21 protein-coding genes, 2 tRNA genes and 1 pseudogene are annotated in these 25,637 nt (G+C 69.8%); 8 read left to right on the top strand and 16 right to left on the bottom strand.

Going from position 1 to position 25,637, the window contains the following annotated elements:
- Positions 1 to 63: 63 nt before the first annotated feature.
- Entirely contained in the window at positions 64 to 597 is a 534-nt protein-coding gene (locus ABZS97_RS06345) for a peptidylprolyl isomerase (protein ID WP_356134188.1), read from the bottom strand.
- Between the two features lie 391 nt (positions 598 to 988).
- On the opposite strand from ABZS97_RS06345, the gene ABZS97_RS06340 reads away from it, so the two are divergent.
- A complete protein-coding gene (locus tag ABZS97_RS06340; protein ID WP_356134186.1) occupies positions 989 to 1,690 on the top strand; it encodes a DUF5324 family protein in 702 nt (233 codons plus the stop codon).
- 121 nt (positions 1,691 to 1,811) lie between these two features.
- Here ABZS97_RS06340 and ABZS97_RS06335 read toward each other — a convergent pair whose 3' ends face one another.
- The 4 genes from ABZS97_RS06335 to ABZS97_RS06320 all read right to left on the bottom strand — a co-directional run bounded on the left by ABZS97_RS06335 (position 1,812) and on the right by ABZS97_RS06320 (position 3,962).
- A complete protein-coding gene (locus tag ABZS97_RS06335) occupies positions 1,812 to 2,609 on the bottom strand; it encodes a hypothetical protein (RefSeq protein WP_356134184.1) in 798 nt (265 codons plus the stop codon).
- Positions 2,593 to 3,243: a sigma-70 family RNA polymerase sigma factor gene (locus ABZS97_RS06330; protein ID WP_356134182.1), complete on the bottom strand. Its 651-nt coding sequence runs from the start codon at positions 3,241 to 3,243 to the stop codon at positions 2,593 to 2,595. Before ABZS97_RS06330 ends, ABZS97_RS06335 begins: the two co-directional genes overlap by 17 nt.
- Entirely contained in the window at positions 3,240 to 3,428 is a 189-nt protein-coding gene (locus tag ABZS97_RS06325; protein ID WP_356134318.1) for a hypothetical protein, read from the bottom strand. Before ABZS97_RS06325 ends, ABZS97_RS06330 begins: the two co-directional genes overlap by 4 nt.
- 461 nt (positions 3,429 to 3,889) lie before the next feature.
- Positions 3,890 to 3,962: transfer RNA gene (locus ABZS97_RS06320), tRNA-Ala, on the bottom strand.
- A gap of 182 nt (positions 3,963 to 4,144) precedes the next feature.
- On the opposite strand from ABZS97_RS06320, the gene ABZS97_RS06315 reads away from it, so the two are divergent.
- Positions 4,145 to 4,693, top strand: a complete 549-nt coding sequence (locus ABZS97_RS06315) for a DNA-binding protein (protein ID WP_356134180.1) — start codon at positions 4,145 to 4,147, stop codon at positions 4,691 to 4,693.
- A 106-nt stretch (positions 4,694 to 4,799) separates the two neighbouring features.
- Positions 4,800 to 6,329, top strand: coding sequence for a protein kinase (locus ABZS97_RS06310; protein WP_356134178.1), 1,530 nt, complete (start codon positions 4,800 to 4,802; stop codon positions 6,327 to 6,329).
- Positions 6,330 to 6,365: 36 nt separating this feature from the next.
- On the opposite strand, the gene ABZS97_RS06305 is transcribed toward ABZS97_RS06310, so the two are convergent.
- Complete coding sequence (locus tag ABZS97_RS06305) at positions 6,366 to 7,838, bottom strand: hypothetical protein (RefSeq protein WP_356134176.1); 1,473 nt, start codon at positions 7,836 to 7,838, stop codon at positions 6,366 to 6,368.
- Positions 7,839 to 8,164: 326 nt separating this feature from the next.
- Positions 8,165 to 8,293: a DLW-39 family protein gene (locus tag ABZS97_RS06300; protein WP_003999697.1), complete on the bottom strand. Its 129-nt coding sequence runs from the start codon at positions 8,291 to 8,293 to the stop codon at positions 8,165 to 8,167.
- A gap of 368 nt (positions 8,294 to 8,661) precedes the next feature.
- Between ABZS97_RS06300 and ABZS97_RS06295 the strand changes: the two genes are divergently transcribed.
- On the top strand, positions 8,662 to 9,027 hold the full coding sequence (locus ABZS97_RS06295; RefSeq protein ID WP_356134174.1) for a DUF6344 domain-containing protein: 366 nt from the start codon (positions 8,662 to 8,664) through the stop codon (positions 9,025 to 9,027).
- 327 nt (positions 9,028 to 9,354) lie between these two features.
- A complete protein-coding gene (locus ABZS97_RS06290; RefSeq protein ID WP_356134172.1) occupies positions 9,355 to 10,110 on the top strand; it encodes a glycosyltransferase family 2 protein in 756 nt (251 codons plus the stop codon).
- A 61-nt stretch (positions 10,111 to 10,171) separates the two neighbouring features.
- On the opposite strand, the gene ABZS97_RS06285 is transcribed toward ABZS97_RS06290, so the two are convergent.
- The gene (locus ABZS97_RS06285; RefSeq protein ID WP_356134170.1) at positions 10,172 to 10,366 is read right to left on the bottom strand and encodes a ferredoxin; all 195 of its coding nucleotides are present in this window, start codon (positions 10,364 to 10,366) and stop codon (positions 10,172 to 10,174) included.
- Positions 10,367 to 10,588: 222 nt separating this feature from the next.
- Complete coding sequence (locus tag ABZS97_RS06280) at positions 10,589 to 11,818, bottom strand: amidohydrolase family protein (protein WP_356134168.1); 1,230 nt, start codon at positions 11,816 to 11,818, stop codon at positions 10,589 to 10,591.
- Positions 11,819 to 12,093: 275 nt separating this feature from the next.
- Between ABZS97_RS06280 and ABZS97_RS06275 the strand changes: the two genes are divergently transcribed.
- The 3 genes from ABZS97_RS06275 (at position 12,094) to ABZS97_RS06265 (ending at position 17,451) form a co-directional block, all read left to right on the top strand.
- Positions 12,094 to 12,270: a hypothetical protein gene (locus ABZS97_RS06275; protein ID WP_356134166.1), complete on the top strand. Its 177-nt coding sequence runs from the start codon at positions 12,094 to 12,096 to the stop codon at positions 12,268 to 12,270.
- A 226-nt stretch (positions 12,271 to 12,496) separates the two neighbouring features.
- Positions 12,497 to 16,606: a WD40 repeat domain-containing protein gene (locus tag ABZS97_RS06270; RefSeq protein WP_356134164.1), complete on the top strand. Its 4,110-nt coding sequence runs from the start codon at positions 12,497 to 12,499 to the stop codon at positions 16,604 to 16,606.
- A gap of 278 nt (positions 16,607 to 16,884) precedes the next feature.
- Entirely contained in the window at positions 16,885 to 17,451 is a 567-nt protein-coding gene (locus tag ABZS97_RS06265) for a hypothetical protein (protein WP_356134163.1), read from the top strand.
- A 76-nt stretch (positions 17,452 to 17,527) separates the two neighbouring features.
- Here ABZS97_RS06265 and ABZS97_RS06260 read toward each other — a convergent pair.
- From ABZS97_RS06260 to ABZS97_RS06230, 7 genes and pseudogenes are all read right to left on the bottom strand, one after another.
- Positions 17,528 to 17,604: transfer RNA gene (locus ABZS97_RS06260), tRNA-Ile, on the bottom strand.
- Positions 17,605 to 17,705: 101 nt separating this feature from the next.
- Positions 17,706 to 18,452 carry a DUF3566 domain-containing protein gene (locus tag ABZS97_RS06255; RefSeq protein ID WP_356134162.1) on the bottom strand — a complete coding sequence of 249 codons (747 nt, stop codon included), beginning with the start codon at positions 18,450 to 18,452 and terminating at the stop codon, positions 17,706 to 17,708.
- Between the two features lie 18 nt (positions 18,453 to 18,470).
- Entirely contained in the window at positions 18,471 to 21,065 is a 2,595-nt protein-coding gene (gene gyrA / locus ABZS97_RS06250; RefSeq protein WP_356134160.1) for a DNA gyrase subunit A, read from the bottom strand.
- A 42-nt stretch (positions 21,066 to 21,107) separates the two neighbouring features.
- A complete protein-coding gene (gene gyrB, locus ABZS97_RS06245; RefSeq protein WP_356134158.1) occupies positions 21,108 to 23,177 on the bottom strand; it encodes a DNA topoisomerase (ATP-hydrolyzing) subunit B in 2,070 nt (689 codons plus the stop codon).
- 454 nt (positions 23,178 to 23,631) lie between these two features.
- Positions 23,632 to 24,201, bottom strand: coding sequence for a DciA family protein (locus ABZS97_RS06240; RefSeq protein WP_356134156.1), 570 nt, complete (start codon positions 24,199 to 24,201; stop codon positions 23,632 to 23,634).
- Positions 24,198 to 25,319 (bottom strand): DNA replication/repair protein RecF, encoded by a 1,122-nt coding sequence (gene recF, locus ABZS97_RS06235; RefSeq protein ID WP_356134153.1) that lies wholly within the window; start codon positions 25,317 to 25,319, stop codon positions 24,198 to 24,200. The genes ABZS97_RS06240 and recF overlap by 4 nt, the downstream gene beginning before the upstream one ends.
- 51 nt (positions 25,320 to 25,370) lie before the next feature.
- Positions 25,371 to 25,637 (bottom strand): annotated as a pseudogene (locus tag ABZS97_RS06230) (6-phosphogluconate dehydrogenase); the annotation flags it as partial.

Below are 25,637 nucleotides of genomic sequence, written 5' to 3'. Positions count from 1 at the left end.
GCCGGAGGTGCCGGGCCGTGCGGCTCGGGACGGGTGGATGCGGGTCCGCGAGGTAGGGGTTGTTCAGCCCTGGCGCTTCTCGATGACGACCGACTGGATGACGATGTCGGTGACGGGCCGCTCGGTGTGCGGGTTGATCTCGACGTCCGCGATGTCGTTCACGACCTTCTGGCTGACCTTGTCGGTAACCTCGCCGAAGATGGTGTGCTTGCGCGTCAGCCAGGCCGTCGGGGAGACCGTGATGAAGAACTGCGAGCCGTTGGTGCCGGGTCCGGCGTTGGCCATGGCCAGCAGGTAGGGCTTGTCGAAGCGCAGGTCCGGGTGGAACTCGTCCTCGAACTGGTAGCCGGGGCCGCCGGTGCCGTTGCCCAGGGGGTCACCGCCCTGGATCATGAAGCCGCTGATCACCCGGTGGAAGACCGTGCCGTCATAGAGCTTGTCGGTGGACCTCACGCCGGTTTCCGGGTTGACCCATTCGCGCTCGCCCGCGGCGAGTTCGACGAAGTTGCGGACCGTCTTGGGCGCGTGGTTCGGCAGCAGCCGGATCTCGATGTCGCCTTGGCTGGTCTTGAGAGTGGCGTACAGCTGCTCGGCCACGGTGTGCCTTCCGTTGTCTCCATGTGACCCCCCGATCCTTGCACGGGGCAGGGCGCGCGTCGCCCGGCCGACTCGTCCGAGGGGTTTTCCTTCAGGTCCCTCACAGAAAACCCGTCGAGTCCTTCCCGGACCGGCGCGCGGGGCGGGGATCCGTGGCATTGTCGACGACAAGCTCCCGTTGCCCCGTATTCATCCGCTATTTCATGTGATCGACTGTTGCGAAGCTCTTGATCCGAACTGGTCCGGAGTCGGTCCCCATGACCCGGATGCCCGTCCTCGCATGCCCCGGGGGCTGTTGGCGGGCATGATCTCGAAAAGGGTGGAAAGGTGAACTGTGCCTTTGGGGCACACCCCCGGCCCCTTATGTACGCCACCGAGGAGGAGGAAACCCGTGACCCGCATTGACAGCGTGCGCGCCGCGACCGGCTCGGCGAAGGACAGCGTGCTGCACGCCGCGGAAGTGGTGGCGCCCTACGCCGACACGGCCAAGGACAAGGCCTCGCAGTACGCGCATGAGGCGCGTGTTCGGCTTGCGCCGAAGGTGTCGCAGGCCGCCGACCAGGCCCGTGTGCAGTACGACGCCCATCTCGCGCCGCGTCTTGAACAAGCCCGTACGCATGTTCCGCCGAAGGTCGACCAGGCTGCCCACGAGGCCGCCGTCCGTACACGCAAGGCGGCTCGGCAGGCCGCCGACTACTCCAAGCCGAGGATCGAGCAGGCGGTCGCCGCCGCCCAGCCCGTGCGGGACGAGGCCGCCGCGCGCGGTGCGGCAGCATTGGCCGCGCTGCGTGGGCAGGTCTCGCCCCGGGAGATCCAGAAGCTGGCCCGTAAGCACCAGCGGCGGGCGAGGGCCGGCCGTATCGCCAAGGGGCTGGCCGTTCTCGGGATTGTGGCGGGCGCTGCGTTCGCCGCGTGGAAGTGGTGGGACAAGCAGGCCAACCCCGACTGGCTGGTCGAGCCGCCCGCAGCGACGGAGGTGCCGGAGACGGGACGTCTGACGTCGGTCGACGGCACCGGCCAGTCCGCCCTGGACCCGGAGGTGCAGGCGAAGGAGGCCGAGGAAGAGGCGTCGGAGCACGAAGACCGCCGCTGAGCCAGTCCACCGAAGCCGGTTCACCGAGGCCGCTTCAAGAACGCCGTGGGGCGGAAGACCTGAGGGTCTTCTGCCCCACGGCGTCGTTCGAGGCGATGTTTCACGTGGAACCAGCGATGTTTCACGTGGAACCGGCGGACGGGTCGCGAGTACGGCGCCGTTTGGGGAGCTTCGGAAGTGGGGCTCGCCGGTGTTCGGGCAGGGGCCCGGACCGGCGGCCGCCGCGGCAGACGGTGTCCTGCGGCGGCGGCGCGGCGAGGGCGCGGACGCGTTCGGTGAAGTCGGGGTCGGGTAAGGGGAGGTCCAGGTCGTCATCGACGTAGGCGACGGCGGCGGGTACGTAGTGGAGGACGGCGTTGACGGGGTCGGGCACGGGTGAACCGTCCGGCTTCAGGGCGCGCAGTATGCGCAGGGTGGTGGTGATCTCGGTGTCGGGTTCGTCGGTGTCCCGGTCGGCGACGGCGTCGGTCTGGGTGTGCCACCAGTCGGCGGCGCCGTGTTCGCCGAGTGCGCGGTGGTGGAGGTAGAGGCAGTAGCTGGCGGCGGGGTCTCCGGCTCCGGCGGCGTACTGCCACCAGAAGCGGGCGGACTCCTCGCGTTCGGAGAGCTGGAGCATGCAGCCGAGGACGCGCGCTCCGGGGGGCTCGGGGAGGGCTCCGCGGGCCAGGAAGAGTTCGAGGTCGGCCAGGGCGTCGGTGTGGGTGATGACCGTCTCGCAGAGGGTCTGGAGGTCATCGGCTGCGCAGGCTTCCTCGCCCGGGGAGACGTCCGTTTCGGAGGCGTCGTCTTCGAGGGGGCCGGGGCGGGAGGCGGCGGCCCGGGTGGCGAGGCGTGCGGCTGCCGCGTCGATGTCGGCCTGGGTGTACGGCTCGTGGCGCAGGCGTGCCCGGGCGAGCAGGTCGTCAATGTGCGACGTCATCGGCGTGCCCTTCGTCGTTGGTGGGGGTGGCCTCGTCGCTGGGGCCGTTCTCGTCCGTGCACGCCTCCAGGTCCTCGCACGCCTTCAGGTTCCTTCTGACGCCGTAGGCGTGCCGGAGGCGCCGTTTGGCGTGGCGGACCGTGGAGCGGACACCGGCGGCGGTGATGCCGAGGGCGGCGGCGACCTCGTCGACGCTGTAGCCGTGGCTGAACTGGAGCAGGATGACGTCCATCTGACGGGGCGGGAGCTGTCCGATCGCCTGGTAGAGGTGGAGGCTCTCCTCGAACTGTCCGATGGGGTCGACTGCCCGGCCGAGCGCGACGGTCTCGAAGGCGGCCTCGCCTATGAGTGCCGGGCGGCGGTCGCGTGCCCGGGAGAAGTCGATGGTGCTGTTCCTGAGCACTCGCCAGGCGTACGCCGCCGGGTTCTCCTTGGTCAGGACGGTCTGCCAGACCTTGAGTAACTGCTCGAAGGCGGCGTCGACGGCCTCCTCGGCGTCGGCCCTGCTGCCCAGCCGGGAGGTGGCCCAGCAGACGTAGCGGGGCCGGTACATCTGGTGGAAGGCCTCGAAGTCCAGTGGCAGTTTCTTCATACGCGTGGCGCGAGGTGCGTGCGGGGAGAAGTCCTGGGTCACGCATGCCCCTCGGGGTCCTCGTCGCGGAGCTCCTCGCGGCGCATCTCGCTGATGCCATCGCGCCGGATCTCGCTGATGCCCGCCCGCACCCCGGCCGCGGCGACCCGACGCAGCAGGGTGACCGCGTCGCGGCCGAACACCCGCAGGGCGAGCGCCGCGATGATCACATCGCCGGCAACGTCCATCGTCACGAGCTGTCTTGCCTCTCCTTGTGCAAGGCGAGGCCTGTCAGCGCCCCCGGGCGGCCTCGGGACGGCGTCTGTTTACGCCCTCCGCCCACGATGACGTTTGCAACGGCCCGTGTGTGCAACACCCGTACAGATTTTCTTAACGGAGCGCAGTGTTCTGGTTACGCAGCTGCGTTCACTCCAGCTCACACATGGCGCATGCGCCGGGGCGCGCCACCCCTTTCGCCACCTCGTCGACCTGCGTGGCGACCGTACGACCCCTGCCTTTCGCATCTCTTTGCGCAAAGATCTGCAACGCTCGCAAAGGATACTTCTGTGACGCAGGTCACCGAAGCGACGCAGGGCTGGTTCTGGGGCTCCGGCTGATCACGGGGGTGGCGGCCGGCCGTCGGTCCGGGCCGCCAAGGCATGAAAAAGACCGGCCAGCCGCCGCGAAGGGCGTCTGGCCGGTCCGGGTGTGGAGCCTAGGGGAGTCGAACCCCTGACATCTGCCATGCAAAGACAGCGCTCTACCAACTGAGCTAAGGCCCCGGGAGAGGAGCGTCCGGCCGAAGGAACCGCGTACCGCCGGGCGCCGCAGACCAGAGTACCGGGTCGCCGCCGGGATCTCGCAAAAAGTTGGGGGGTCCCCGTGGACGACCACTCTCCGTAAGATGCTCGGCGTGGTTCGCTACAGCGAACCGCGGTATTTGGGGAAGCGATGGGGAGACGCAATGGACGCCGCACAGCAGGAAGCGACCGCAAGAGCCCGGGAGCTGCAGCGGAACTGGTACGGGGAGCCGTTGGGGGCGCTCTTCCGTAGGCTCATCGACGACCTGGGGCTCAACCAGGCGCGTCTTGCGGGGGTTCTGGGACTGTCCGCGCCGATGCTGTCGCAGCTGATGAGCGGTCAGCGCGCCAAGATCGGCAATCCCGCGGTGGTCCAGCGTGTGCAGCTGCTGCAGGATCTCGCGGGTCAGGTCGCGGACGGCAGCGTCAGCGCCGCCGAGGCGACCGAGCGCATGGACGAGATCAAGAAGTCGCAGGGGGGTTCGGTGCTCAGCAACACCACGCAGTCGACGAGCAGTTCGGGGGCGCCCACGGTCAAGCGGGTGGTTCGCGAGATCCAGTCGCTGCTGCGCTCGGTGGCGGCCGCGGGGGACATCATCGAGGCGGCGGACACTCTCGCCCCGACCCACCCGGAACTGGCAGAGTTCCTCCGGGTGTACGGCGCGGGCCGCACCTCGGACGCGGTCACGCACTACCAGTCGCACCAGAACTGAACGCTCCTCCCGGCCGCCGAAGGGGGTTCGGCGGCCGGGACGAGCGACGAGCGAGGAACCGGTCGCGGTATCGACAGGGGGACTGAAGGGGGAGCGACGCACGGTCATGGGTGAGGTCTTCGCCGGACGGTACGAACTGGTCGACCCGATCGGACGCGGGGGAGTCGGTGCGGTCTGGCGCGCCTGGGACCACCGGCGCCGCCGCTACGTGGCGGCCAAGGTGCTCCAGCAGAGCGACGCGCACTCGCTGCTGCGCTTCGTGCGCGAGCAGGCGCTGCGGATCGATCATCCCCATGTGCTCGCGCCCGCCAGTTGGGCGGCGGACGACGACAAGGTCCTGTTCACCATGGACCTGGTCGCCGGGGGTTCGCTGGTTCACCTCGTCGGTGACTACGGGCCGCTGCCGCCCGCCTTCGTCTGCACGCTGCTCGACCAGCTTCTGGCCGGCGTCGCCGCGGTGCACGCGGAGGGGGTCGTCCACCGTGACATCAAGCCCGCGAACGTCCTGCTCGAAGCGACCGGTGCGGCCAGGCCGCGGCTGCGCCTGTCCGACTTCGGCATCGCCATGCGTCTGGGCGAGCCGCGGCTGACCGAGACCGACTACGTGGTGGGCACCCCCGGTTACATCGCGCCCGAGCAACTGCTGGGCGCCGACCCGGGCTTCCCCGCCGATCTGTTCGGCGTCGGCCTGGTCGCCCTGTACCTCCTGGAGGGCGCCAAGCCCGACGCGAAGGCGCTGATCGAGTACTTCGCGGCGAACGGCACTCCGTCGGCCCCGCGCGGCATACCCGACCCGTTGTGGCAGGTGGTGGCCGCGCTCCTGGAGCCCGACCCGCAGGCCCGATTCCGTACCGCCACCGGTGCCCGCAAGGCCCTCGCCGCAGCCGTCGAACTGTTGCCCGAGCCCGGCCCGGACGACGAGCTGGTGGAGGTGTTCGACCAACTCGGCCCGCTTCCGAAGGGGTTCGGCCCGCAGGGACCGCTCGGCGCCGCGTCGGGAGTGCGCGGCGCCCCGACGTCCGCCCCACGGCAGGACACCGCCCCGGACCCCCGCCCCGGCACCGGCGGCGCAGCACCGGAGCGGGCCGCCGATGCCGTACGACGCGACACCGCCGCCCCTGACGTACGTCAGAACACTGCTGCCCATGCCGTACGACTGGACACCACCACCGAGCACGTACGGCCTGACATCGTGCCCGATGCCGTACCTCCGCAGCCGTCCACGATGTCGGACACCGGCAGCTTCCATCTCCCGCCGCCGCGCGCGGATGCCTCTCTCGAACAGCCGCCGTCGCAGGCGCAGCCACTGCCGCCGCCTCCGCCACCGCTGATGCCGCCTCGTCAGGAGGCGGTGCCCCAACCGGCGTGGCTCGGAGCGCAGTCGCTCGCTTCGCCTGAGCATCCGCCGCGGTATGTGCCCGAACAGCCGTCCACTCCCCCGGCCTCGCCGGTGGTGCAGCAGCAGGTGTACGCCCCCACGGTCTCCTACACGACCCGTTCCCCGCAGGTTCAGGCCCCGGCGGCGCGGCATGCCCCGGTGCGGCGGCCCGGGCCGCCCGCGAAGGTGGCCGTGCCGGTGCTGCTGCTGGCGCTGGCCTGCTTCGCGGTGGGGTTCTGGGCGTTGTCCCGGATCTGAACCTCTGATCCGAAACCCCTGATCCGACCTTCCGAACTACCGTCTGCGCGCCGCCCGGTGGCCCCGGCGAGCGGGCACCGCCGTAGCCGTGTGGGCTGTGGGGGACGCGGCCCCGAGCCCGCCGGGCCGGGGCTCCGGTGCCACGCGCCGCCGTGCGATCGCCGTCCACACGCCGAGGACGAGGACCAGGAAGGTGCCGGTGCCGATGCCTCCCGCGGCGAGGAGCTTCATGGTGGAGCCGCCGCCCCCACCGTCCGAGGTGCCCCCGGTCAGCCCGTCGCCGCCCGGGCCGCGGGCCACCGGGCCGGGGCCCACCACCGTCGCGTCGAACAGGTCACCCGGCTCGGTGCGCCCCGCGTACGCCGGACCGTCCTTCGCCTCGCCTGCCACCCGCACGCGCAGCGTCAGCCCGAACGGGCCGTCGCCGAACCGTTCGGCGACCTGCTCGGCGAGGTGCACGACGAGGTAGTACGAGCCGGCGAAGCGCATGCCGCTCACATGGTCGTTGAGGGCGTAACGGTTGGCGTAGTCGACGGGTGGCAGTGGTTCCAGGGCGGCCGATCCCTGTCGGCCGTAGTAGCCGAGGCCCGCGTCGTCGACGAGTCCGCGGACGGGGTTGTAGAGGGACATGACCAGGGCGGTGCCGACAGAGCCCTTGCCGCTGCCGGAGCTGTCGGAGCTGCCCAGGTCGGCGGTGGCGTAGAACCGCTGTCCCCAGTCGACGGGCACGCGGTAGAAGAGCGTCTGGCCGGGGCTGATCCCGTCCGTCCAGATGCCCTGCCGCAGCGCGGTCGCGTTGCTGAAGCCCGCACCGCCGCGGCAGGCCACGCCCTCGCCCGAAAGGGGGTCGGGCGAGGCGGAGTTCCAGACTTCGGGAGCGCTCGTCGTCCCGGCCTTCTTCAGGCGGGGCTCGGTCGAGGGGCGAAGCTCAAGGTCCCAGTCGCCGCTGTCGCCGCCGCCGGGTGAGCCGGTGCGCTCGACGACCAGGTAGTACGTCCCCGCCGCCCGGCACAGGGCGGAGCCGGCGGAACCGATCTCGCGTGCCGCCGAGGCGGTGATGGGGTGCGGGCTCTGGGTGGCGCCGATGTGGGCGATCCCCGAGCCGGAGCAGCTGCGGCCGTTGCCGTCCCGCAGGGACACCTTGACGCCGTCCGAGAAGGCGACCGTCGTCCCCGGTCCCGGGACGGCCGTGACGGAGACGTACGCGTCGGAGGTGTCGTCGAGTTCGAGGCCGTAGTAGAGCGTGGCGTTCTTCTCGACGGCGCTCTTGTACGTCCGGCCCGGCACCAGTCCTTCGGCGCCGGTGGTGCCTGTGGCGCCCTTGACGGTCGTCGCGTCCTCGGTGAAGGCGTACGGCCGCGGTGTCGGTGCGGACGACGCGGGTGCCGCCACGGCGGTCTGCCCCGGCAGGGCAACGGCCGCGCACAGTACGGCTCCCGCGGCCATGAGCGCCCGGCGGCCGCGCCACGCCTCCGCGGCCGGCTTCGCCATGTCATGGGCCCGCGTCACGCGACACGACCTGACCGTGTGACGGATCGAGGCGCCCCAGACCGCCATGCGCCGGCCCTCTGCGCGCCAGACCGCCGTGCGCCGCCCCATCACGCGCCCCCTCCTCGCAGCTCCGGACCCGCCCATCCTGCCCCGCGCGCCGCCGCGCCACGCGTGCTATCCGCACGAGCGGCCGAAAGGACTCGCCGGAGCGCCTCCGGCCCGGCAGCCCACCGTTCACTTCAGCAATTGATCCCCCGGCCGAAGTGAACGGATCAGGTGCCCGGACAACACAAAACCCCGACCGCGAAGGCGGCCGGGGTCTGCTCTGGGACTGGTGTCGGTACTCACGAACCCGTGGGCACGGAGTCAGTCGCCTCCGTCCACAGATCCTGCTCGGCGCGATCCGCCTGGATCTGGCGGTACACGAGGAGCCCGCCGATGGCGGCCAGTGCGACCAGGAGAAGCTTCTTCACCGCGCTACCTCGTCTTTCCTTGACGTAGGGGACCTCTGGCGCCCGACTATACACACCGACCGATATCGATCGGTGACCTGGATCCGACCCCCAACTCCCGCCCGCTGTGCGCCAGTAGAACTGGACGAGGCCGCTCCGATCGCAGGGTGATCACACCTCACACACTGTGACTTTCAACGCGGTCCCCTTCTTTTGCGGAAGTTTCATCGCTTTTCCCTGCCTTTCCGGCACTCTCCGAGGCCCTTGCGTCCATTCGAGTGGTGTTCATCTGAAGATCGACGCGCCGCGGGCGTCGGTCCACCACTTCGCGGCCCGCATACACATCATGAGGAAAGTACGCAAATCGCCTGACCCGAAAGTGAGGGGCCATGACCCAGAACAAGGTCATGAAGCTGTGGACCGCCGTCATCACCGCTCTGCTCGCGCTGTGCACGACGCTCGGTCTCATCACCACGACCGCGGCAGCCGCCGTACCGCAGGCCGAGACACCGCGCAACAGCACGGCCGCCGCCCCGGCGACGGTGTCGGCGATGTCCCACTGGGCCTGGTCACACAACAAGGCCCTGCCCCCCACGATGAAGCAACGCATCCGCGCCGAGGCCCACGGCTCGTCGCCCAGCTGCCGCCACCGCGCGCCGGCCGACACCGACGCGACCGATGCCGACGCCCTCTGCGACCCCGCGGACGCGCAGCTCCCGGCCGGGAGCGAGCCCGGAGCCCCGCTCCAGCGCTGAGCGCCGGCACACGCCGTCCCCTGCATCGGCACCACCTGCCGTGGGACGACACCACCCTCCTCGGTACTGCACCACCCGCCGTAGGACTGCACCACCTGCCGTACGACGAGACCATCCGTCGTAAGACGACACCACCAGCCGTATCGCAGCACGATCCCCCACGTACCGGCGTCCTTGCGTACACGCCTTACATGGACATAGTCATGGACATGAATATGAACAGGCCTCCGACCAGCACCGGTCGGGGGCCTTCGCTGTCTCGCCTCCTGAGGAGCCGTAACCTGTTGCCCGTTTCCGCATGACGCTGCAAACGTGGTGGGTGCTGCCGTGAGCAGGCGCATCGTCATCGTCACTGCCGTGCACGCCCCCTCGGCCCACTTCCTGCCGGAGGCGTACAAGTCGCTGTGCGAACAGGACTTGCCGGACGGCTGGGAGTGGCGCCGGCTGATCCAGGAGGACGGGCAGACGGACACCGTCGCTCCGCACGTGTCCGAGGACGAACGCGTGACGTTCCGCCAGGGACGGCCGGGCGGCCCCGACGTCGCGCGCACCATCGCACTGGCCCGGGCCGACGGGGAGTACGTCAAGATCCTGGACGCGGACGACCGGTTGGCACCGGGAGCCCTGGCCCGTGACCTGGCGGCTCTGGAAGGCGACCGCACCCTGGGGTGGGCGACCTCGCGCGTGCTCGACTTCCTGCCGGACGCAACCACCGTCCGCTTCCCGGGCGACCCGGACAACGGTCCGATCGAGCGCGCAGCGCTGCTCGACCACTGGAAGGCGCACGGCTTTCGCGCGCAGGTCCACCCGGCGACCCTCTTCGTACGGCGGGATCTGCTGCTCGCCCTCGGCGGGTGGATGGCGCTTCCGGCGTCCGAGGACACCGGGCTGCTGCTCGCCCTGAACTCCGTGAGCCGCGGGTGGTTCTCCGCCGAGGTGGGGCTCCTCCACCGCAAGTGGGACGGCCAGGTCACGGGGCAGGCGCCGCATGTGGACCCGGCCGAGCGCGACGCCCGGATGGCTGTGGTGGAGGCCAGGGCTCGGGCACTGAGCCACAGCGGGTGGGGGTACCCCACCGGCTGACGCCCCGGGGACCGGCACCCGGGAACCGACGACCCACGACCCACGACACCAACTACACGGACTACTCGGCGACGGCGAGGGTGATGGCCTGGGACGGGCACCGCTCCGCCGCTTCCCGGATCAGCGGATCGTCCTCGGTGTCCTCGCGTCCAGGCCTGACCGTGCCGTATCCGTCCTCGAAGGCGAAGACGGACGGCGCCCTGTGGACGCACTCGGCCGAGCCGTAACAGAGGCCGGGGTCGACGGAGACCTTCATACGTACGCACTCCAGCCGCGAGAGGCGCAGGCCCTGCGCGGGCCGGCGGGCAGATCGGAACCCGGGAAACCCCAGGACGTTCACGTCCTGCCCGCCGGAGAATGCGCTGAACCGGCGGCGCGGACCGCTGCGATCACAGCGACGCCCACAGGGGCGTCCACAGCGGCGTCCACAGGTGCATCCATCGTTGCGGACGCGGCCGCCGTCCACAGACGTCCCGCGTCACACCGCCTGATCCCCCTGGTCAAAGGGCAGTTCCAGCATGCGGATGGCGTTCCCGCGCAGCAGCTTGTACGCCACGTCCGCGGGCAGACCGCCGACGTGTTCCTCCGCCACCTTCTTCGTCTCCGGCCAGGTCGAGTCGACGTGCGGGTAGTCCGTCTCGAAGGTCGCGTTGTTCACGCCCACGGTCTCGATCGCCTCGATGCCGTGCTTGTCCCGGAAGAAGCAGCAGAAGATCTGCCGGTAGTAGTACGTCGACGGCGGCTCCGGGATGAGGTCCTTGACCCCGCCCCACGCCCGGTGCTCCTCCCACACGTCGTCGGCGCGTTCGAGGGCGTAGGGGATCCAGCCCATCTGGCCCTCGCTGTAGGCGAGCTTCAGCCGGGGAAACTTCACCAGTACGCCGCTGAACAGGAAGTCCATCATCGAGGCCATCGCATTGTTGAAGCTCAGCGACGCCTGTACGGCGGGCGGCGCGTCCGGCGACGCGGCCGGCATCTGCGAGGACGACCCGATGTGCATGTTGACCACGGTCCCGGTCTCCTCGCACGCCGCGAAGAACGGGTCCCAGTAGCCGGAGTGGATCGACGGAAGCCCCAGGTACGTGGGAATCTCGCTGAAGGTGACCGCCCGCACGCCACGGGCCGCGTTGCGCCGGATCTCCGCGACCGCGAGGTCGATGTCCCACAGGGGGATCAGGCACAGCGGGATCAGCCGCCCGCCGCTGTCGCCGCACCACTCCTCGACCATCCAGTCGTTGTACGCGCGCACACAGGCCAGCCCGACCTCCTTGTCCTTGGCCTCCGCGAACGTCTGCCCGCAAAAGCGCGGGAACGTCGGGAAGCAGAGCGAGGCCTCCACATGGTTGATGTCCATGTCCGCCAGCCGGGCCTTCGGATCCCAGCAGCCGCGCCGCATCTGCTCCCGCGTGATGCCGTCGAGCGTCATCTCGTCCCGGGAGAAGCCGACGGCCGCGATGATGCGCTTGTACGGGAAGATCTCGTCCTCGTACCTCCACCAGTCGGTGGGCTGCCCGTCCGGATCGGTGGTGAACCGGTACTTCCCGCCGATGTACTGCAGATCGCCGATACCGGCCGTGAAGGGCTTCGGGCCCCTGTCGCGGTACTTGGCCGGGAGCCACGTCTCGAAGAGGTGCGCGGGTTCGATCACGTGATCGTCCACGCTGATGACCTTGGGCAGATCCTTGGTGCCACTCTCGGTGCTGACCACGTCGTGCCCCCTGCCTGTCCGACTCCTGCCCGACACCTGCCCGACTCCTGTCGGAGCTCTTGCCGGAGCCCTTGCCGGAGCCCTTGTCGGATCTCGTGTCGGAATCTCTTGCCGGAATCTCTTGTTCGGCCGTTATCTGACGACCCATCAGATTTGAGGCTAGGGGACCGCCCTTTCGACAGCAAGGGTCAGCGACGCGCCTCCCCCGCGATCCGGAACAAGGCCCGCGCCCAGGAAACACAACACCGCGCCGTTCGGTACCGGTCCCTCCCCTCGTGGGGACCGGTACCGAGCGACGCGGCGGCGTCGATCCGTGCCGTATCGGCGTCTCGGCGCGGATCAAGAAAAGGGCGGACTCGGGGTCGGGCGACGGCGGTCCGGGCGGAAAGCGGCTCTACGGAGCTCTCGGGCTCCTGGGCTCACGCGTCGAGGGCGTGGCGACCCTCTCGTGACTTCGGCAGAAGATGACCGAGAACATGCGGCGTCATAAGTGGTCTCTCCGAGCACTGAGCTGGTGGCCAGGCTGGGCGGGGCCCAGGCGATGCGCTGCTGGGTCGTGATCCTGCCAGTTGCGGACCCCGCCGAGGAGGCTTCGATATCCGGCCAAGGCCTTAGTCGCAGGTCAGCCATATAAAGTGGGTTTTCCGGTCCGGATGTCCAGCGCGGAGGAAGTAAGGGGTGGAGACCTTGAGTTCCGCCTCAGGGGCACGCACGGCCTTCGCGGAACGTCTCGCGCTGCTGTACAGAGAGGCCGGCAACCCTCCCCTCAAGACCGTCGCCGAGGCCGTCGTCCGGCTGCAGCGGGTCGACGAACGCGGGCGGCCCGTGCGGGTGTCCGCCCAGCGGATCAGCGACTGGCGCCGGGCCAAGAACGTTCCCGCCCAGTTCGCCGCCCTCGCCGCGGTGCTGCACACCCTGATCCCCGAGGCTCGGCGGCAGCGGCCCGCGCCCGTGTCCACGGGACTGTACGACCTGGCCCAGTGGCAGCGCCTGTGGGAGCGCGCGGTGGCGGACCCGGTCGGCGACCGCCCCGCATCCGGATCGGGGTCCGGGACAGGGCCCGGATCCGTGGACGGAGAGGAGCGGGCCTCAGGCGAAGCCGCGACCGTCCCCGGCGGTGTGTGCCCCTACCGAGGGCTGGCTCCCTACCGGCAGCAGGACGTCCGGTGGTTCTTCGGCCGGGAGCGGAGCACGGACGCCCTCGTCGCGCAGCTTCGCGCCGCGGAGAAGTCGGGCGGCCTGGTCATGCTGGTGGGCGCGTCGGGCGCGGGAAAGTCCTCCCTGCTCAACGCCGGCCTCGTACCCACCCTGCAGAAGGGCGCACTCGGCGAGGACAGCGGCCACGCGGCTGACGTCCTCCAACTCGTGCCGGGCGCCGACCCTCTCGCGGAGCTGACCCGCCGTATCCCGGAACTCGCACCCCTCGTATCCGTGGTGCGGGAACGGGCGGCGCGGGAACCGGCGGCGGCAGAGCGGGAACGGCCGGCCGCGCCGGCGGAGCGGGAACCCATGGCCACGGACCCCGGGACTCCGCAGTTCGCGCAGGCGGTACGGGATGCCATCGCGGCCTGGGCGGTACGCGGCGGGACCTCCGCCGCCCTTCCGGTCGTCATCGTGGACCAGTTCGAGGAGGCGTTCACCCTCTGCTCCGACGAGGCGGACCGGCGTGCCTTCGTCCGGATCCTGCACGCCGCGTGCTCGTCTCCCGGCCCCGGCGAGCCGGCCCCCGTCCTAGTCGTCCTCGGCATCCGCGCCGACTTCTACGAGCAGTGCCTCGGCCATCCCGAACTGGCCGACGCGCTCCAGCACCGGCACATGGTGCTCGGGCCGCTGACCACCACGGAGCTGCGCGAGGCGGTGACGGGCCCGGCGAAGGCCGTGGGCCTGGAGCTGGAACCGGGACTGGCGGAGCTGATCATCAGGGAGGTGAGCACGGACGGCCCGCGCGGGGCGCACGACGCGGGCGTGTTGCCCCTTCTCTCGCACGCCCTGCTCGCCACCTGGCAGCGGCGCAAGTCGGGACGGCTGACACTGGCCGGCTACCGCGCGGCGGGCGGCATCCAGGGCGCGGTGGCGGCGACGGCCGAGCGGGCCTGGTCCGGTCTCGACCCGGCGGCACGTACGGCCGCTCGGCTGCTCCTGCTCAGGCTGGTCCGGCTGGGCGAGGACACCCAGGCCACCCGCAGACGAGGGACCCGACGCCAACTGGCGGAGGAGTCCACGGACCCCGGCAAGACGGAGGAGTCCCTCGAAGCGCTGGTCCACGCCCGCCTGGTGACGCTCGACGCGGAGACCGTCGAGATCACCCACGAGGCGCTGCTGCACGCCTGGCCACGGCTGCGCGAGTGGATCGACGAGGACCGCGGCGACCATCTTCTGCGCCAGCGGCTGGAGGAGGACGGCAGGTCCTGGGAGGGCGCGGAACGCGACACGTCGCTGCTCTACCGCGGCTCCCGCCTGGAGCAGGCCCGCACCTGGGCGAAGTCCGCCGGGGACACCTTCCTGACCCGCAGCGCGGTGGAGTTCCTGGCTGCTTCGGTCAGACTGCGCAGGCGTACGGTCCTGATCCGCCGCGGCGCGGTGTCGGCCCTGGTCGTCCTCGCGCTGATCGCCGTCGGCTCGGCGGTGGTCGCGTGGCAGCAGCGGGACGACGCCGTGTTCGCGCAGGTGCTCGCCGAGGCGGACCGCGTCCAGTACACGGACCCGTCGCTGTCCGCCCAGCTCGATCTGGTCGCCCATCGCCTGCGGTCGGACGACGAGGGCACGAACAACCGTCTGATTTCGATCGTCAACGCACCGCTGGCCACACCGCTCCTCGGCCACACCGGCGCCGTCTACCTCACCTCGTTCAGCCCGAACGGCCGGATCCTGGCCACCGCCAGCTCCGACCGCACCATCCGCCTGTGGAACGTGACGGACCCGACCCGGCCAAAGCCCCTGGGCAAACCCCTCACCGGGCACAGCAGCTGGGTGAGCAGCGCGGTCTTCAGCCCGGACGGACACACCCTCGCCAGCGCCTCGGACGACGGCACGATCCGGCTGTGGAACGTACGGGACCCCGGCCACCCGCACCCGCTCGGCGCTCCCCTGACCGGCCACGCCGGCACGATCTACCTGCTCGCCTTCAGCCCGGACGGACACACGCTGGCCTCCGCCGGCGAGGACCGCACCGTTCGCCTGTGGAACATGGCCGACCCGACCCGGCCAAAGCCCCTGGGCAAGCCCCTCACCGGGCACAGCGCCGCCGTACGCTCCGTGGCGTTCAGCCCCGACGGACGGACGCTGGCGGCCGGTGGTGACGACAACACGATCCGGCTGTGGAACATGACCGATCCGCGCCGTCCGGTGCGGATCGGCACGCCGCTCACCGGTCACACGGGCACCGTGCACTCCGTGGCGTTCAGCCCCGACGGCAGGACGCTCGCCAGCGGCAGCGTGGACGACACCGTCCGGCTCTGGGACGTGGCCGACCCGCGCCACGCGAAACCGATCGGCACCCCGCTGACCGGCCACACCGGCCCCATCTGGTCGGTCGCCTTCAGCCCGGACGGAGACATGCTCGCCGCCGCCAGCGCGGACAGCACGGCGAGCCTGTGGAACATCAGCGATCCGGCGTACCCCTCGCAGGTCGGCGAGCCGCTCGCGGGAAGCAGCGGCGAGATGTACGCCCTGGGCTTCAGCCCCGACGGCCGGACCCTCGCCACCGGCAGCGGTGACAACAAGGTCCGGCTGTGGTCGATACCCACCTCCGACATGATCGGCCGCAGCGGCGCGTTCCGCCCGGACGGTCAGGTGCTCGCCACGGCCGCGCGCGACGGCCGGATCCGGCTGTGGGACGTGCGGACACCCGACCGGCCCGTGTCCCTGGGCCGGCCCTTCATGCCTGGGGACGGCGGCGACCGTTCGCTGGCGTTCTCCCCCGACGGCCGCACCCTCGCGGTGCTCACCGGGAATCGTGCGGTGTACCTGTGGAAGGTCGCCGACCCGACCCGGCCGGTCTCCGCCGGGCCGCGCATCGCCCTGCGGACCCGGTTCATGGGACCCGAGGCGCTGGCCTACAGCCCGGACGGACGCACCCTGGCAACCGCCTACGACGACCGCACCATCCAACTGTGGGACGTCAGCGCCCCGTCCCGCGTCGCCCCGCTCGGCGCGCCGCTCACCGGCCACAAGGGCTTCGTCGACTCCCTGGTCTTCAGCCCGGACGGTCACACGCTGGCCAGCGGCAGCGCGGACGCCACCATCCGGCTGTGGAACGTGGCCGACCCGCGCCACGCGACCCTGCTCGGCACGCCTCTCAAGGGACATTCCGGGCCCATCAACACCCTCGCCTTCAGCCCGGACGGCCGTACGCTGGCCAGTGGCAGCGACGACGACACGGTACGGCTCTGGGACATCACCGACCCGGTCAGGGCGACCCGGCTGGGCTCGCCCCTCACCGGCCACACCGAGGCCGTCGTCTCACTGACCTTCCGTCAGGACGGCCACACCCTGGCGAGCGGCGGCAACGACAACACGGTCCGGCTCTGGAATGTCAGCGACCCGTCCAAGGCCTCGCCCATCGGTCAGTCGATGAGCCCCAACGCCAAGACCGGCAACTTCCTCTCCTTCAGCCCCAACAGCCACATGCTCGGCGTATCGAGCGGCGCCGACACCGTCCGGCTGTGGAACCTCGACTCCGACGAGGCGATCCGGCGTATCTGCTCGGTCACCCGAGGCGTTCTGACACCGGAGAAGTGGCACGAGTACCTTCCACGGCTCTCGTACGATCCGCCGTGCGGTCGGTAAGGCCCTTCCCCGTTCTCCGTCCCCCTCCCCGTTTGAATCCCTTGCACTTCTTGCACTTCTTTCAGACAGCGCTTACGTGATCCCGCTCACAACGCCCCATCACGGCTGATCAGTCCACTCCCGCCGCCCAAACAGCCTTGTTACTGTTGGCCGCAGCCCGATCGCTGGTGCATCCCCCGTCGCCAGCGATCGGGCGCTCGCATGTCTCTGGCCTGTTGCGCGACAACGTGTCACCCTGCCGTCGTTCTGACGGAGGTTTGGCCGGACAGGGGTTCTTGATGAGCGAACCGGACCACGAACAGCGCGCGGCGACCGCCGCAACCCTCAGGGCGATCCATGCCACCCGCGCCGGGAGCGCCGCGGCAAGGGCAGCCGTCCTCAGCCGCTACGTCGAGCGGCACGCCACCGGTGCGGAGGCGGCGGATGCCGGGGCCGAGGCCGCAGCCGAGGCCGTCTGGAAGGCCGCGCACGCGGCCCGTGTCGCCGCACAGGCTCTCGCGGTGCTCTCCGAGGGCCCGCCCGATCCCGCGGCGGACTCCCGGTGCGCGAGAAACGCCGCCGCCTCAGCCGCGCAGGCCTCCCGGATGGCCCGGCTCGTCGACGGCGACACCGAACTCTCCGAAGCCGCCTTCAAAGCCTCGCTCAGGGCCTCCCGGACGGCCGCCACCGCGGCTGCGGCCCAGCACCTGGGCACGGACCAGGAGTTGAACACCGAGGCGGACACGGCGGAGGCAGCAGCCGTCACAGCGGCCGAGCAGGCCGGCTGGGTCCACCCGGGAGAGCCCGTCCCCACCGTGTCGACGGGCGTGCGAAGCCCCGAGCTGATGTCGATGATGCACTTCTGAGAGCGCCCGGTGTGAAGCCGATGTCAGCCGTAAATGCCGAAGACCCCCGGCCCAAATGGACCGGGGGTCTTCGTGCTGGTGGGGCTAACAGGATTTGAACCTGTGGCCTCATCCTTATCAGGGATGCGCTCTAACCAACTGAGCTATAGCCCCGCCGCGCTCTGCGGTGTGTGTCCCGCGCGCTGACCTCTGAAGATTAGCGCACGACGTGGCCAGTCCCAAAATCGATAGGTGCGGGACGTTTGGGAGGGCGCTTACTCGTCCTCGGCGAGCGTGAGCTCGACGCCGCCGACGAAGCCGGCGGAGAGGTTGTAGATGAACGCGCCGAGCGTGGCGAGAGCGGTGGCGAGGACGACGTCGATCACCGCGATGATCGACGTGAACATCAGGACGTGCGGCAGCGAGAGGAAGGACTGGAGGTCGAATCCGTTGGATTCGTTCGAGCCCGTCGCCTCGGAGATCGTGCCGCCGACCGTCGAGAAGACGCCCATCGCGTCCATGACCATCCACAGCACCGCGGCTGCCACGATCGTGCAGATGCCGAGCGCGATGGAGAGCAGGAAGCTGACCTTCATCACCGACCACGGGTCGGCCTTGGCCACGCGCAGCCGGGCCTTGCGGGTACGGGGCGTGGTGCGCGCGCCGGTGCGGGGGCGGCGTACCGCGCCCGCCATCGGCTGCTGAGCCTGATACGCCTGCGGCGGGTGATACGGCTGCTGCACCTGTTGCGGCTGCCGTTCCCCCGGCAGCGGCGAACCCGGGGCAGGTGCGCCCGGCGCGGGTGAGCCGGGCAACGGCGCGCCAGGCGCCGGCGGCGTCCCCGGAGGGGCCTGCCCGCCCGCGTACTGCTGCGTCTGCGGGCCTCGGGTGTCCGTCACAGTTCCCCCCTGGGATCCATGAGAGTCATGGGAGTCGGTCTTCTCCGTGGCGGAGCCACGGCCGCCGTCCGTTTCCGTACCGGTGGATGTACCGGTCGCTCCGGCGCCCGTGGCTCCGCTCACGATGACTCACTCCTCGTGCTACTCGGCCGAGGGCGCCTCACCCTCGTCCGTACCGTCGGTCGTGACGACCTCGGCCAACTCGTCCACGGCGTCCTCGCCGTCGACCTCCTCGGCCTCACGTCCCGCCTCGGCGTTACGTGCGATGCCGACTACGGCATCGCGCTTGCCCAGGTTGATCAGTTGGACGCCCATGGTGTCACGGCCTGTCTCCCTGACCTCGTTGACTCGCGTACGAATCACACCGCCCGACAGCGTGATGGCGAGGATCTCGTCGGTCTCCTCGACCACCAGCGCGCCGACGAGTGACCCGCGGTCCTCAACGATCTTGGCGGCCTTGATTCCCAGGCCACCGCGACCCTGGACGCGGTACTCGTCGACGTTGGTCCGCTTCGCGTACCCACCGTCCGTAGCAGTGAACACGAACGTACCGGGTCGAACAACATTCATCGAGAGCAGCTCGTCTCCCTCACGGAAACTCATGCCCTTGACGCCCGAGGTCGCACGGCCCATCGGTCGCAAAGCGTCATCCGTGGCAGTGAACCTGATCGATTGTGCCTTCTTGCTGATCAGAAGCAGATCGTCTTCTGCCGAGACCAGCTCAGCTCCGATCATTTCGTCATCGGAACCGTCCTCCGTCTCACGGAGGTTGATCGCGATGACGCCGCCCGCGCGCGGGGAGTCGTAATCCTTGAGGGGTGTCTTCTTCACGAGGCCGCCCTTGGTGGCCAGCACCAGGTAGGGCGCCGCTTCGTAGTCGCGGATCGCGAGGATCTCGGCGATCGCCTCGTCCGGCTGGAAGGCCAGCAGGTTGGCGACGTGCTGGCCGCGCGCGTCACGCCCCGCGTCGGGCAGCTCGTACGCCTTCGCGCGGTAGACGCGGCCCTTGTTGGTGAAGAACAGCAGCCAGTGGTGCGTCGTCGACACGAAGAAGTGGTCGACGATGTCGTCCTGCTTCAGCTTCGTGCCGCGCACGCCCTTGCCGCCGCGCTTCTGCGAGCGGTAGTCCTCGGTCTTGGTCCGCTTGATGTAGCCGCCGCGCGTGATGGTGACGACGATGTCCTCTTCGGCGATCAGGTCCTCCATGGACATGTCGCCGTCGAAGGGAACCAGCTTGGAGCGGCGGTCGTCGCCGAACTTCTCGACGATCGCGGCGAGTTCCTCGCTGATGATCTCGCGCTGGCGCACCGGCGAGGCGAGGATCGCGTTGTACTCGCGGATCTTGGCCTGGAGCTCGTCGTGCTCCTGGATGATCTTCTGGCGCTCCAGGGCCGCGAGTCGGCGAAGCTGCATCTCAAGGATGGCGTTCGCCTGGATCTCGTCGATCTCCAGGAGGCTCATCAGGCCCTCGCGCGCGATCTCGACGGTGTCGCTGCGCCGGATCAGCGCGATGACCTCGTCGATGGCGTCCAGGGCCTTCAGCAGGCCGCGCAGGATGTGCGCCCGCTCCTCGGCCTTGCGCAGCCGGAACTTCGTACGGCGGACGATGACCTCGATCTGGTGCGCCACCCAGTGCCGGATGAACGCGTCCAGGGAGAGGGTGCGCGGCACGCCGTCGACGAGCGCCAGCATGTTGGCGCCGAAGTTCGTCTGCAGGTCGGTGTGCTTGTAGAGGTTGTTCAGTACGACCTTGGCGACCGCGTCCCGCTTCAGGACGATGACCAGGCGCTGGCCCGTACGGGACGACGTCTCGTCGCGGACGTCCGCGATGCCGCCGATCTTGCCGTCCTTCACGAGGTCGGCGATCTTCTGCGCGAGGTTGTCCGGGTTGACCTGGTACGGCAGTTCCGTGACCACCAGGCACTGGCGGTTCTGGATCTCCTCGACCTCGACGACCGCGCGCATCGTGATGGAGCCGCGGCCCGTGCGGTACGCCTCCTCGATGCCCTTGCGGCCCACCACGAGGGCGCCGCTCGGGAAGTCGGGGCCCTTGATGCGCTCGATCAGCGCGTCCAGGAGCTCCTCGTGCGAGGCCTCGGGATTCTCCAGGTACCACTGGGCACCGGCCGCCACCTCACGCAGGTTGTGCGGCGGGATGTTGGTGGCCATGCCGACCGCGATGCCCGCCGAGCCGTTGATCAGCAGGTTCGGGAAGCGGGCCGGCAGGACGGTCGGCTCCTGGGAGCGGCCGTCGTAGTTGTCCGTGAAGTCGACGGTCTCCTCGTCGATGTCGCGGACCATCTCCATGGACTGCGGCATCAACTTGCACTCGGTGTACCGCATGGCGGCGGCCGGGTCGTTGCCCGGGGAACCGAAGTTGCCGTTGGAGTCCACCAGCGGCATCCGCATCGACCACGGCTGCGCGAGGCGGACCAGCGCGTCGTAGATCGAGGAGTCGCCGTGCGGGTGGTAGTTGCCCATGACGTCGCCGACGACACGGGCGCACTTGTAGAAGCCCTTCTCGGGCCGGTAGCCGCCGTCGTACATGGCGTACAGGACGCGGCGGTGGACGGGCTTGAGACCGTCCCGTACGTCGGGCAGCGCGCGCGACACGATGACGGACATCGCGTAGTCGAGGTAGGAGCGCTGCATCTCCGTCTCGAGCCCGACGGGCTCGACGCGCAGAGTGATCTCGCCGCCTTCTTCAGGCGTGACAGGTGTGTTCTCGTCGGCCATTGCTGGTGAAGATCCTTTCTGGTGCGGTCAGCTGAGACCGACTCAGATGTCGAGGAAGCGGACGTCCTTGGCATTGCGCTGGATGAACGCGCGGCGCGCCTCGACGTCCTCGCCCATGAGGACCGAGAAGAGGTCGTCGGCCTGGGCGGCGTCGTCGAGGGTGACCTGGCCGAGGACGCGGTGCTCCTGGTCCATGGTCGTGATGCGCAGCTCCTCGGCGTTCATCTCGCCGAGACCCTTGAAGCGCTGGACCGAGTCGTCGCGGATGCGCTTTCCGGCCTGCTTGCCCAGCTCGATCAAGGCGTCGCGCTCACGGTCCGAGTACGCGTACTCGAAGTCCTCACGGCCCCACTTGATCTTGTAGAGCGGGGGGCGGGACAGGAACACGTGTCCGGCCTCGACCAGCGGCCGCATGAAGCGGAACAGGAAGGTCAGCAGCAGGGTGTTGATGTGCTGGCCGTCGACGTCGGCGTCCGCCATCAGGATGATCTTGTGATAGCGGAGCTTCTCGATGTCGAAGTCCTCGTGGACTCCGGTGCCGAAGGCGGAGATCAGCGCCTGGATCTCCTGGTTCTGCAGGATCTTGTCGATCCTGGCCTTCTCGACGTTGAGGATCTTTCCCCGGATCGGGAGGATCGCCTGGTACTGCGGGTTTCGGCCGGACTTGGCCGAGCCGCCGGCGGAGTCACCCTCGACGATGAAGATCTCGCACTTGGTGGGATCGTTCGACTGGCAGTCGGAGAGCTTGCCCGGCAGGGACGCCGACTCCAGGAGGCCCTTGCGGCGGGTGAGGTCGCGGGCCTTGCGGGCCGCCACGCGCGCGGTGGCCGCCTGGATGGACTTGCGGATGATGTCCGAAGCCTCGTTGGGGTTGCGGTCCAGCCAGTCGTTGAGGTGTTCGTAGACGGCCTTCTGCACGAAGGTCTTCGCCTCCGTGTTGCCCAGCTTGGTCTTCGTCTGGCCCTCGAACTGCGGCTCGCTGAGCTTGATCGAGATGATCGCCGTCAGACCCTCGCGGATGTCGTCACCCGTGAGGTTGTCGTCCTTCTCGCGCAGCAGCTTCTTGTCGCGCGCGTACTTGTTGATCAGCGAGGTCAGCGCGGCACGGAAGCCCTCTTCGTGCGTACCGCCCTCGTGGGTGTGGATGATGTTGGCGAAGGAGTACACGCCCTCGCTGTAACCGCTGTTCCACTGCATCGCGACTTCGAGGGAGAGCTTTCGCTCCTTGTCCTCGGCCTCAAGGTCGATCACGGTGGGGTGGACGACCTCTCCCTTGCGGGAGTTGAGGTGCCGCACATAGTCGAGGATGCCGCCGTCGTAGCGGTATGTGACGGACCTGACCTCGTCCTTCTCGTCGGCGCCCGCCTCGTCCGCCCCGACGGTCGCCTTCGCCACCTCGCGCTCATCAGTGAGTTTGATCGTCAAACCCTTGTTGAGGAACGCCATCTCCTGGAAGCGCCGCGACAGCGTCTCGAAGGAGTACTCGGTGGTCTCGAAGATGTCGCCGTCCGCCCAGAACGTGACCGTGGTGCCGGTCTCGTCGGTGGCCTCGTTGCGCGCCAGGGGAGCGGTGGGGACGCCCAGCTTGTAGTCCTGGGTCCAGCGGTAGCCGTCCGTCCTGACTTCGACCGACACCTTGGACGACAGCGCGTTCACGACGGAGACGCCCACGCCGTGCAGACCGCCGGAGACCGCGTAGCCGCCGCCGCCGAACTTGCCGCCCGCGTGCAGCACGGTCAGCACGACCTCGACGGCCGGCTTCCCCTCGGAGGGGACGATGCCCACCGGAATGCCACGGCCGTTGTCCACGACGCGCACGCCACCGTCGGGAAGGATCGTGACGTCGATCGTGTCGGCGTGCCCGGCCAGCGCCTCGTCGACGGAGTTGTCGACGACTTCCTGCACCAGGTGGTGCAGGCCACGCTCACCGGTCGAGCCGATGTACATGCCGGGTCGCTTGCGGACCGCGTCCAGACCCTCGAGGACTGTGATGGCGCTGGCGTCGTACGCCGTGGCTGAGCCCTCGGCCGTACCGGCCGGGGCCTCGGTGGACGGGATGTTCTCGTTGGGGTTGCCGGAATCGGCCACGAAGCGCCCTTTCTGGCACAGCACAAGCCAAGCTCCATGCGGATGGCCGGAGCGGCTGCGGCGTGTTGCGTTGGTAAGCCTTGGTCAGCGGTGCACACCATTTTCCCGACGGTCCCCACTAGCGGGGCGGGATTAGCTTCCAGTCTACCGGTAGCGCCGACAGTGATGGGGGTTTGCCGGTACCTGAGTCCGCATGTGCCGCCCCAAAACCGTCTCGCCCGACTCCCCATATGCGGACCCGGGCTCAAAGAGGCTCACAGCGGCACTCAGCGCTTCCGGGTGTCAACCCTTGGCTACTGCGGAGTCAGGTCGGTGTTCGCAAACGCGTCGGGTCGGCCGCGGGCATGGGCCACGGCCGGCCTCCAGGACGCGGCGGGTGTCGATCACGACAGGTCACGTCGCTGCGCCGACCACCGGAAGCCGGGCGCTCCGGCCCACCCGTGACGTACCGCCCGGCTCCCCTGAAAGCGGGGCCGGCTCACCCGTAGGTGTCGCCCGGGCCCGTGCTCCCTGGGGCGCGCAGAGGGCCGAAACGGCGCGCGGGGCCGGCCGGGCCCTGGACCTTGAGCAACCGCACCGTGCCGTGCCCGAGGTCCTCGTTCAGCCGCGCGACCAGCTGCGGAGCGAGCAGACGCAGGTTCGTCGCCCACGCCGTCGAGTCGCAGCGCACGGTCAGGACGCGCTCGTCCTCGTCGTACCGCTCAGGCTCGCAGTGCTTGGCCAGGTCCTCGCCGACGATCTGCGGCCAGCGGCCCATCACCCCGCCCACCGCCGCCGGGGTCTCCCAACCACGTTCGTTGATGAGGCGGTTGATCGCCGAGCCCAGCGCCATCGGGTCGCGTCCGTCGGCGCGCGCGCCGGAGCGCAGGCCACCGCGACGCGCCTGCTTCTTCTGCTGCGCCGCGTCGCCACGCGCGCGTGCCTGTTCCTTCGCGGCGCGCAGAGCCACGCGCGCGAGGTCGACGCCGGACGGCTCGGGCACCTTCTCCGCGGGCTTCCCGGACGCTGCCGCCCCGGACGCGGAATCGGGGGATGTGTTCTCCGTCATACGCGCTCCACCGCCCCCTCGGAGACGACATACCGGGTCCCGGTCAGTACGTGCGGTACGTCGTCGTCGACCGCCGCCGTCACCAGCACCTGTTCCCCGGGCGCGACAAGCTCCGCGAGGCGCTCCCTGCGGCGCGTGTCCAGCTCGGCGAACACGTCGTCCAGGACCAGCACCGGCTCGTTGCCCTCGGCTCGCAGAAGGTCGTACGACGCCAGGCGCAGCGCCAGGGCGTAGGACCAGGACTCGCCGTGGGACGCGTACCCCTTGGCGGGCAGCTGACCGAGTTTGAGAACCAAATCGTCCCGATGGGGTCCTACGAGGGTGACGCCACGCTCGATCTCCTGCTTGCGGGCCTCGGCGATCGCGGCCATCAGCTGCTCGTAGAGGTCCTCGCGCGTATGCGCCTCGCCCGGCGCGGACGGCTTGTAGTCCAGGGCGATCGGGCCGCCGCCGGGTGCCAGCTGCTCGTACGCCTTGTCGGCCAGCGGCTGGATCGTGGCGATCAGGTCGAGGCGCTGGGCGAGCAGTTCGGCGCCCACGCGCGCGAGGTGCTGGTCCCAGACGTCGAGGGTGGACAGGTCCATGGTGCGGCCGCCGTGCCGACGGGCCAGCGCGGCCGACTTGAGGAGGGTGTTGCGCTGCTTGAGGACCCGGTCGTAGTCGGAGCGGACGCCCGCCATGCGCGGGGAGCGGGCGGTGATCAGCTCGTCGAGGAAGCGGCGCCGCTCGCCGGGGTCGCCCTTGACCAGGGCGAGGTCCTCGGGTGCGAAGAGGACGGTGCGGACGATACCGAGCACGTCACGGGGTCTGACCTGCGAGGACCTGTTGATACGGGCACGGTTCGCCTTGCCGGGGTTCAGCTCCAGCTCGACGAGCTGCGTGCGCTCGCCCTGCTTGACCTGGGCCCGGATGATCGCTCTGTCGGCGCCCATCCGGACCAGGGGTGCGTCGGAGGAGACGCGGTGGCTGCCGAGGCTGGCGAGATAGCCGACGGCCTCGACGAGGTTCGTCTTGCCCTGTCCGTTGGGCCCCACGAACGCGGTGACGCCCGGGTCGAGCGGAACCTCGACCCGGGCGTACGAGCGGAAGTCGGCCAGCGACAGATGCGTGACGTGCATGGTCGTTCGCCGACCTCCCCCAGGTTGTGGACCGCCGGGCGGTCCTGTGGATTACTTCTTCTCGACGGCGTGGCCGCCGAACTGGTTGCGCAGTGCCGCGATCATCTTCATCTGCGGCGAGTCGTCCTGCCGGGAGGCGAAGCGCGCGAACAGCGACGCGGTGATCGCGGGCAGCGGCACGGCGTTGTCGATGGCCGCCTCCACGGTCCAGCGGCCCTCGCCCGAGTCCTCGGCGAAGCCGCGCAGCTTGTCGAGGTGCTCGTCGTCGTCCAGGGCGTTGACCGCGAGGTCGAGCAGCCAGGAACGGATGACGGTGCC

Origin of the sequence: Streptomyces sp. NPDC005485 (assembly GCF_040606085.1) — a bacterium.
GTDB lineage: Bacteria > Actinomycetota > Actinomycetes > Streptomycetales > Streptomycetaceae > Streptomyces.
The sequence above is the reverse complement of the archived record's forward strand: the minus strand, read 5'-3'. Positions and strand labels throughout refer to the sequence as shown.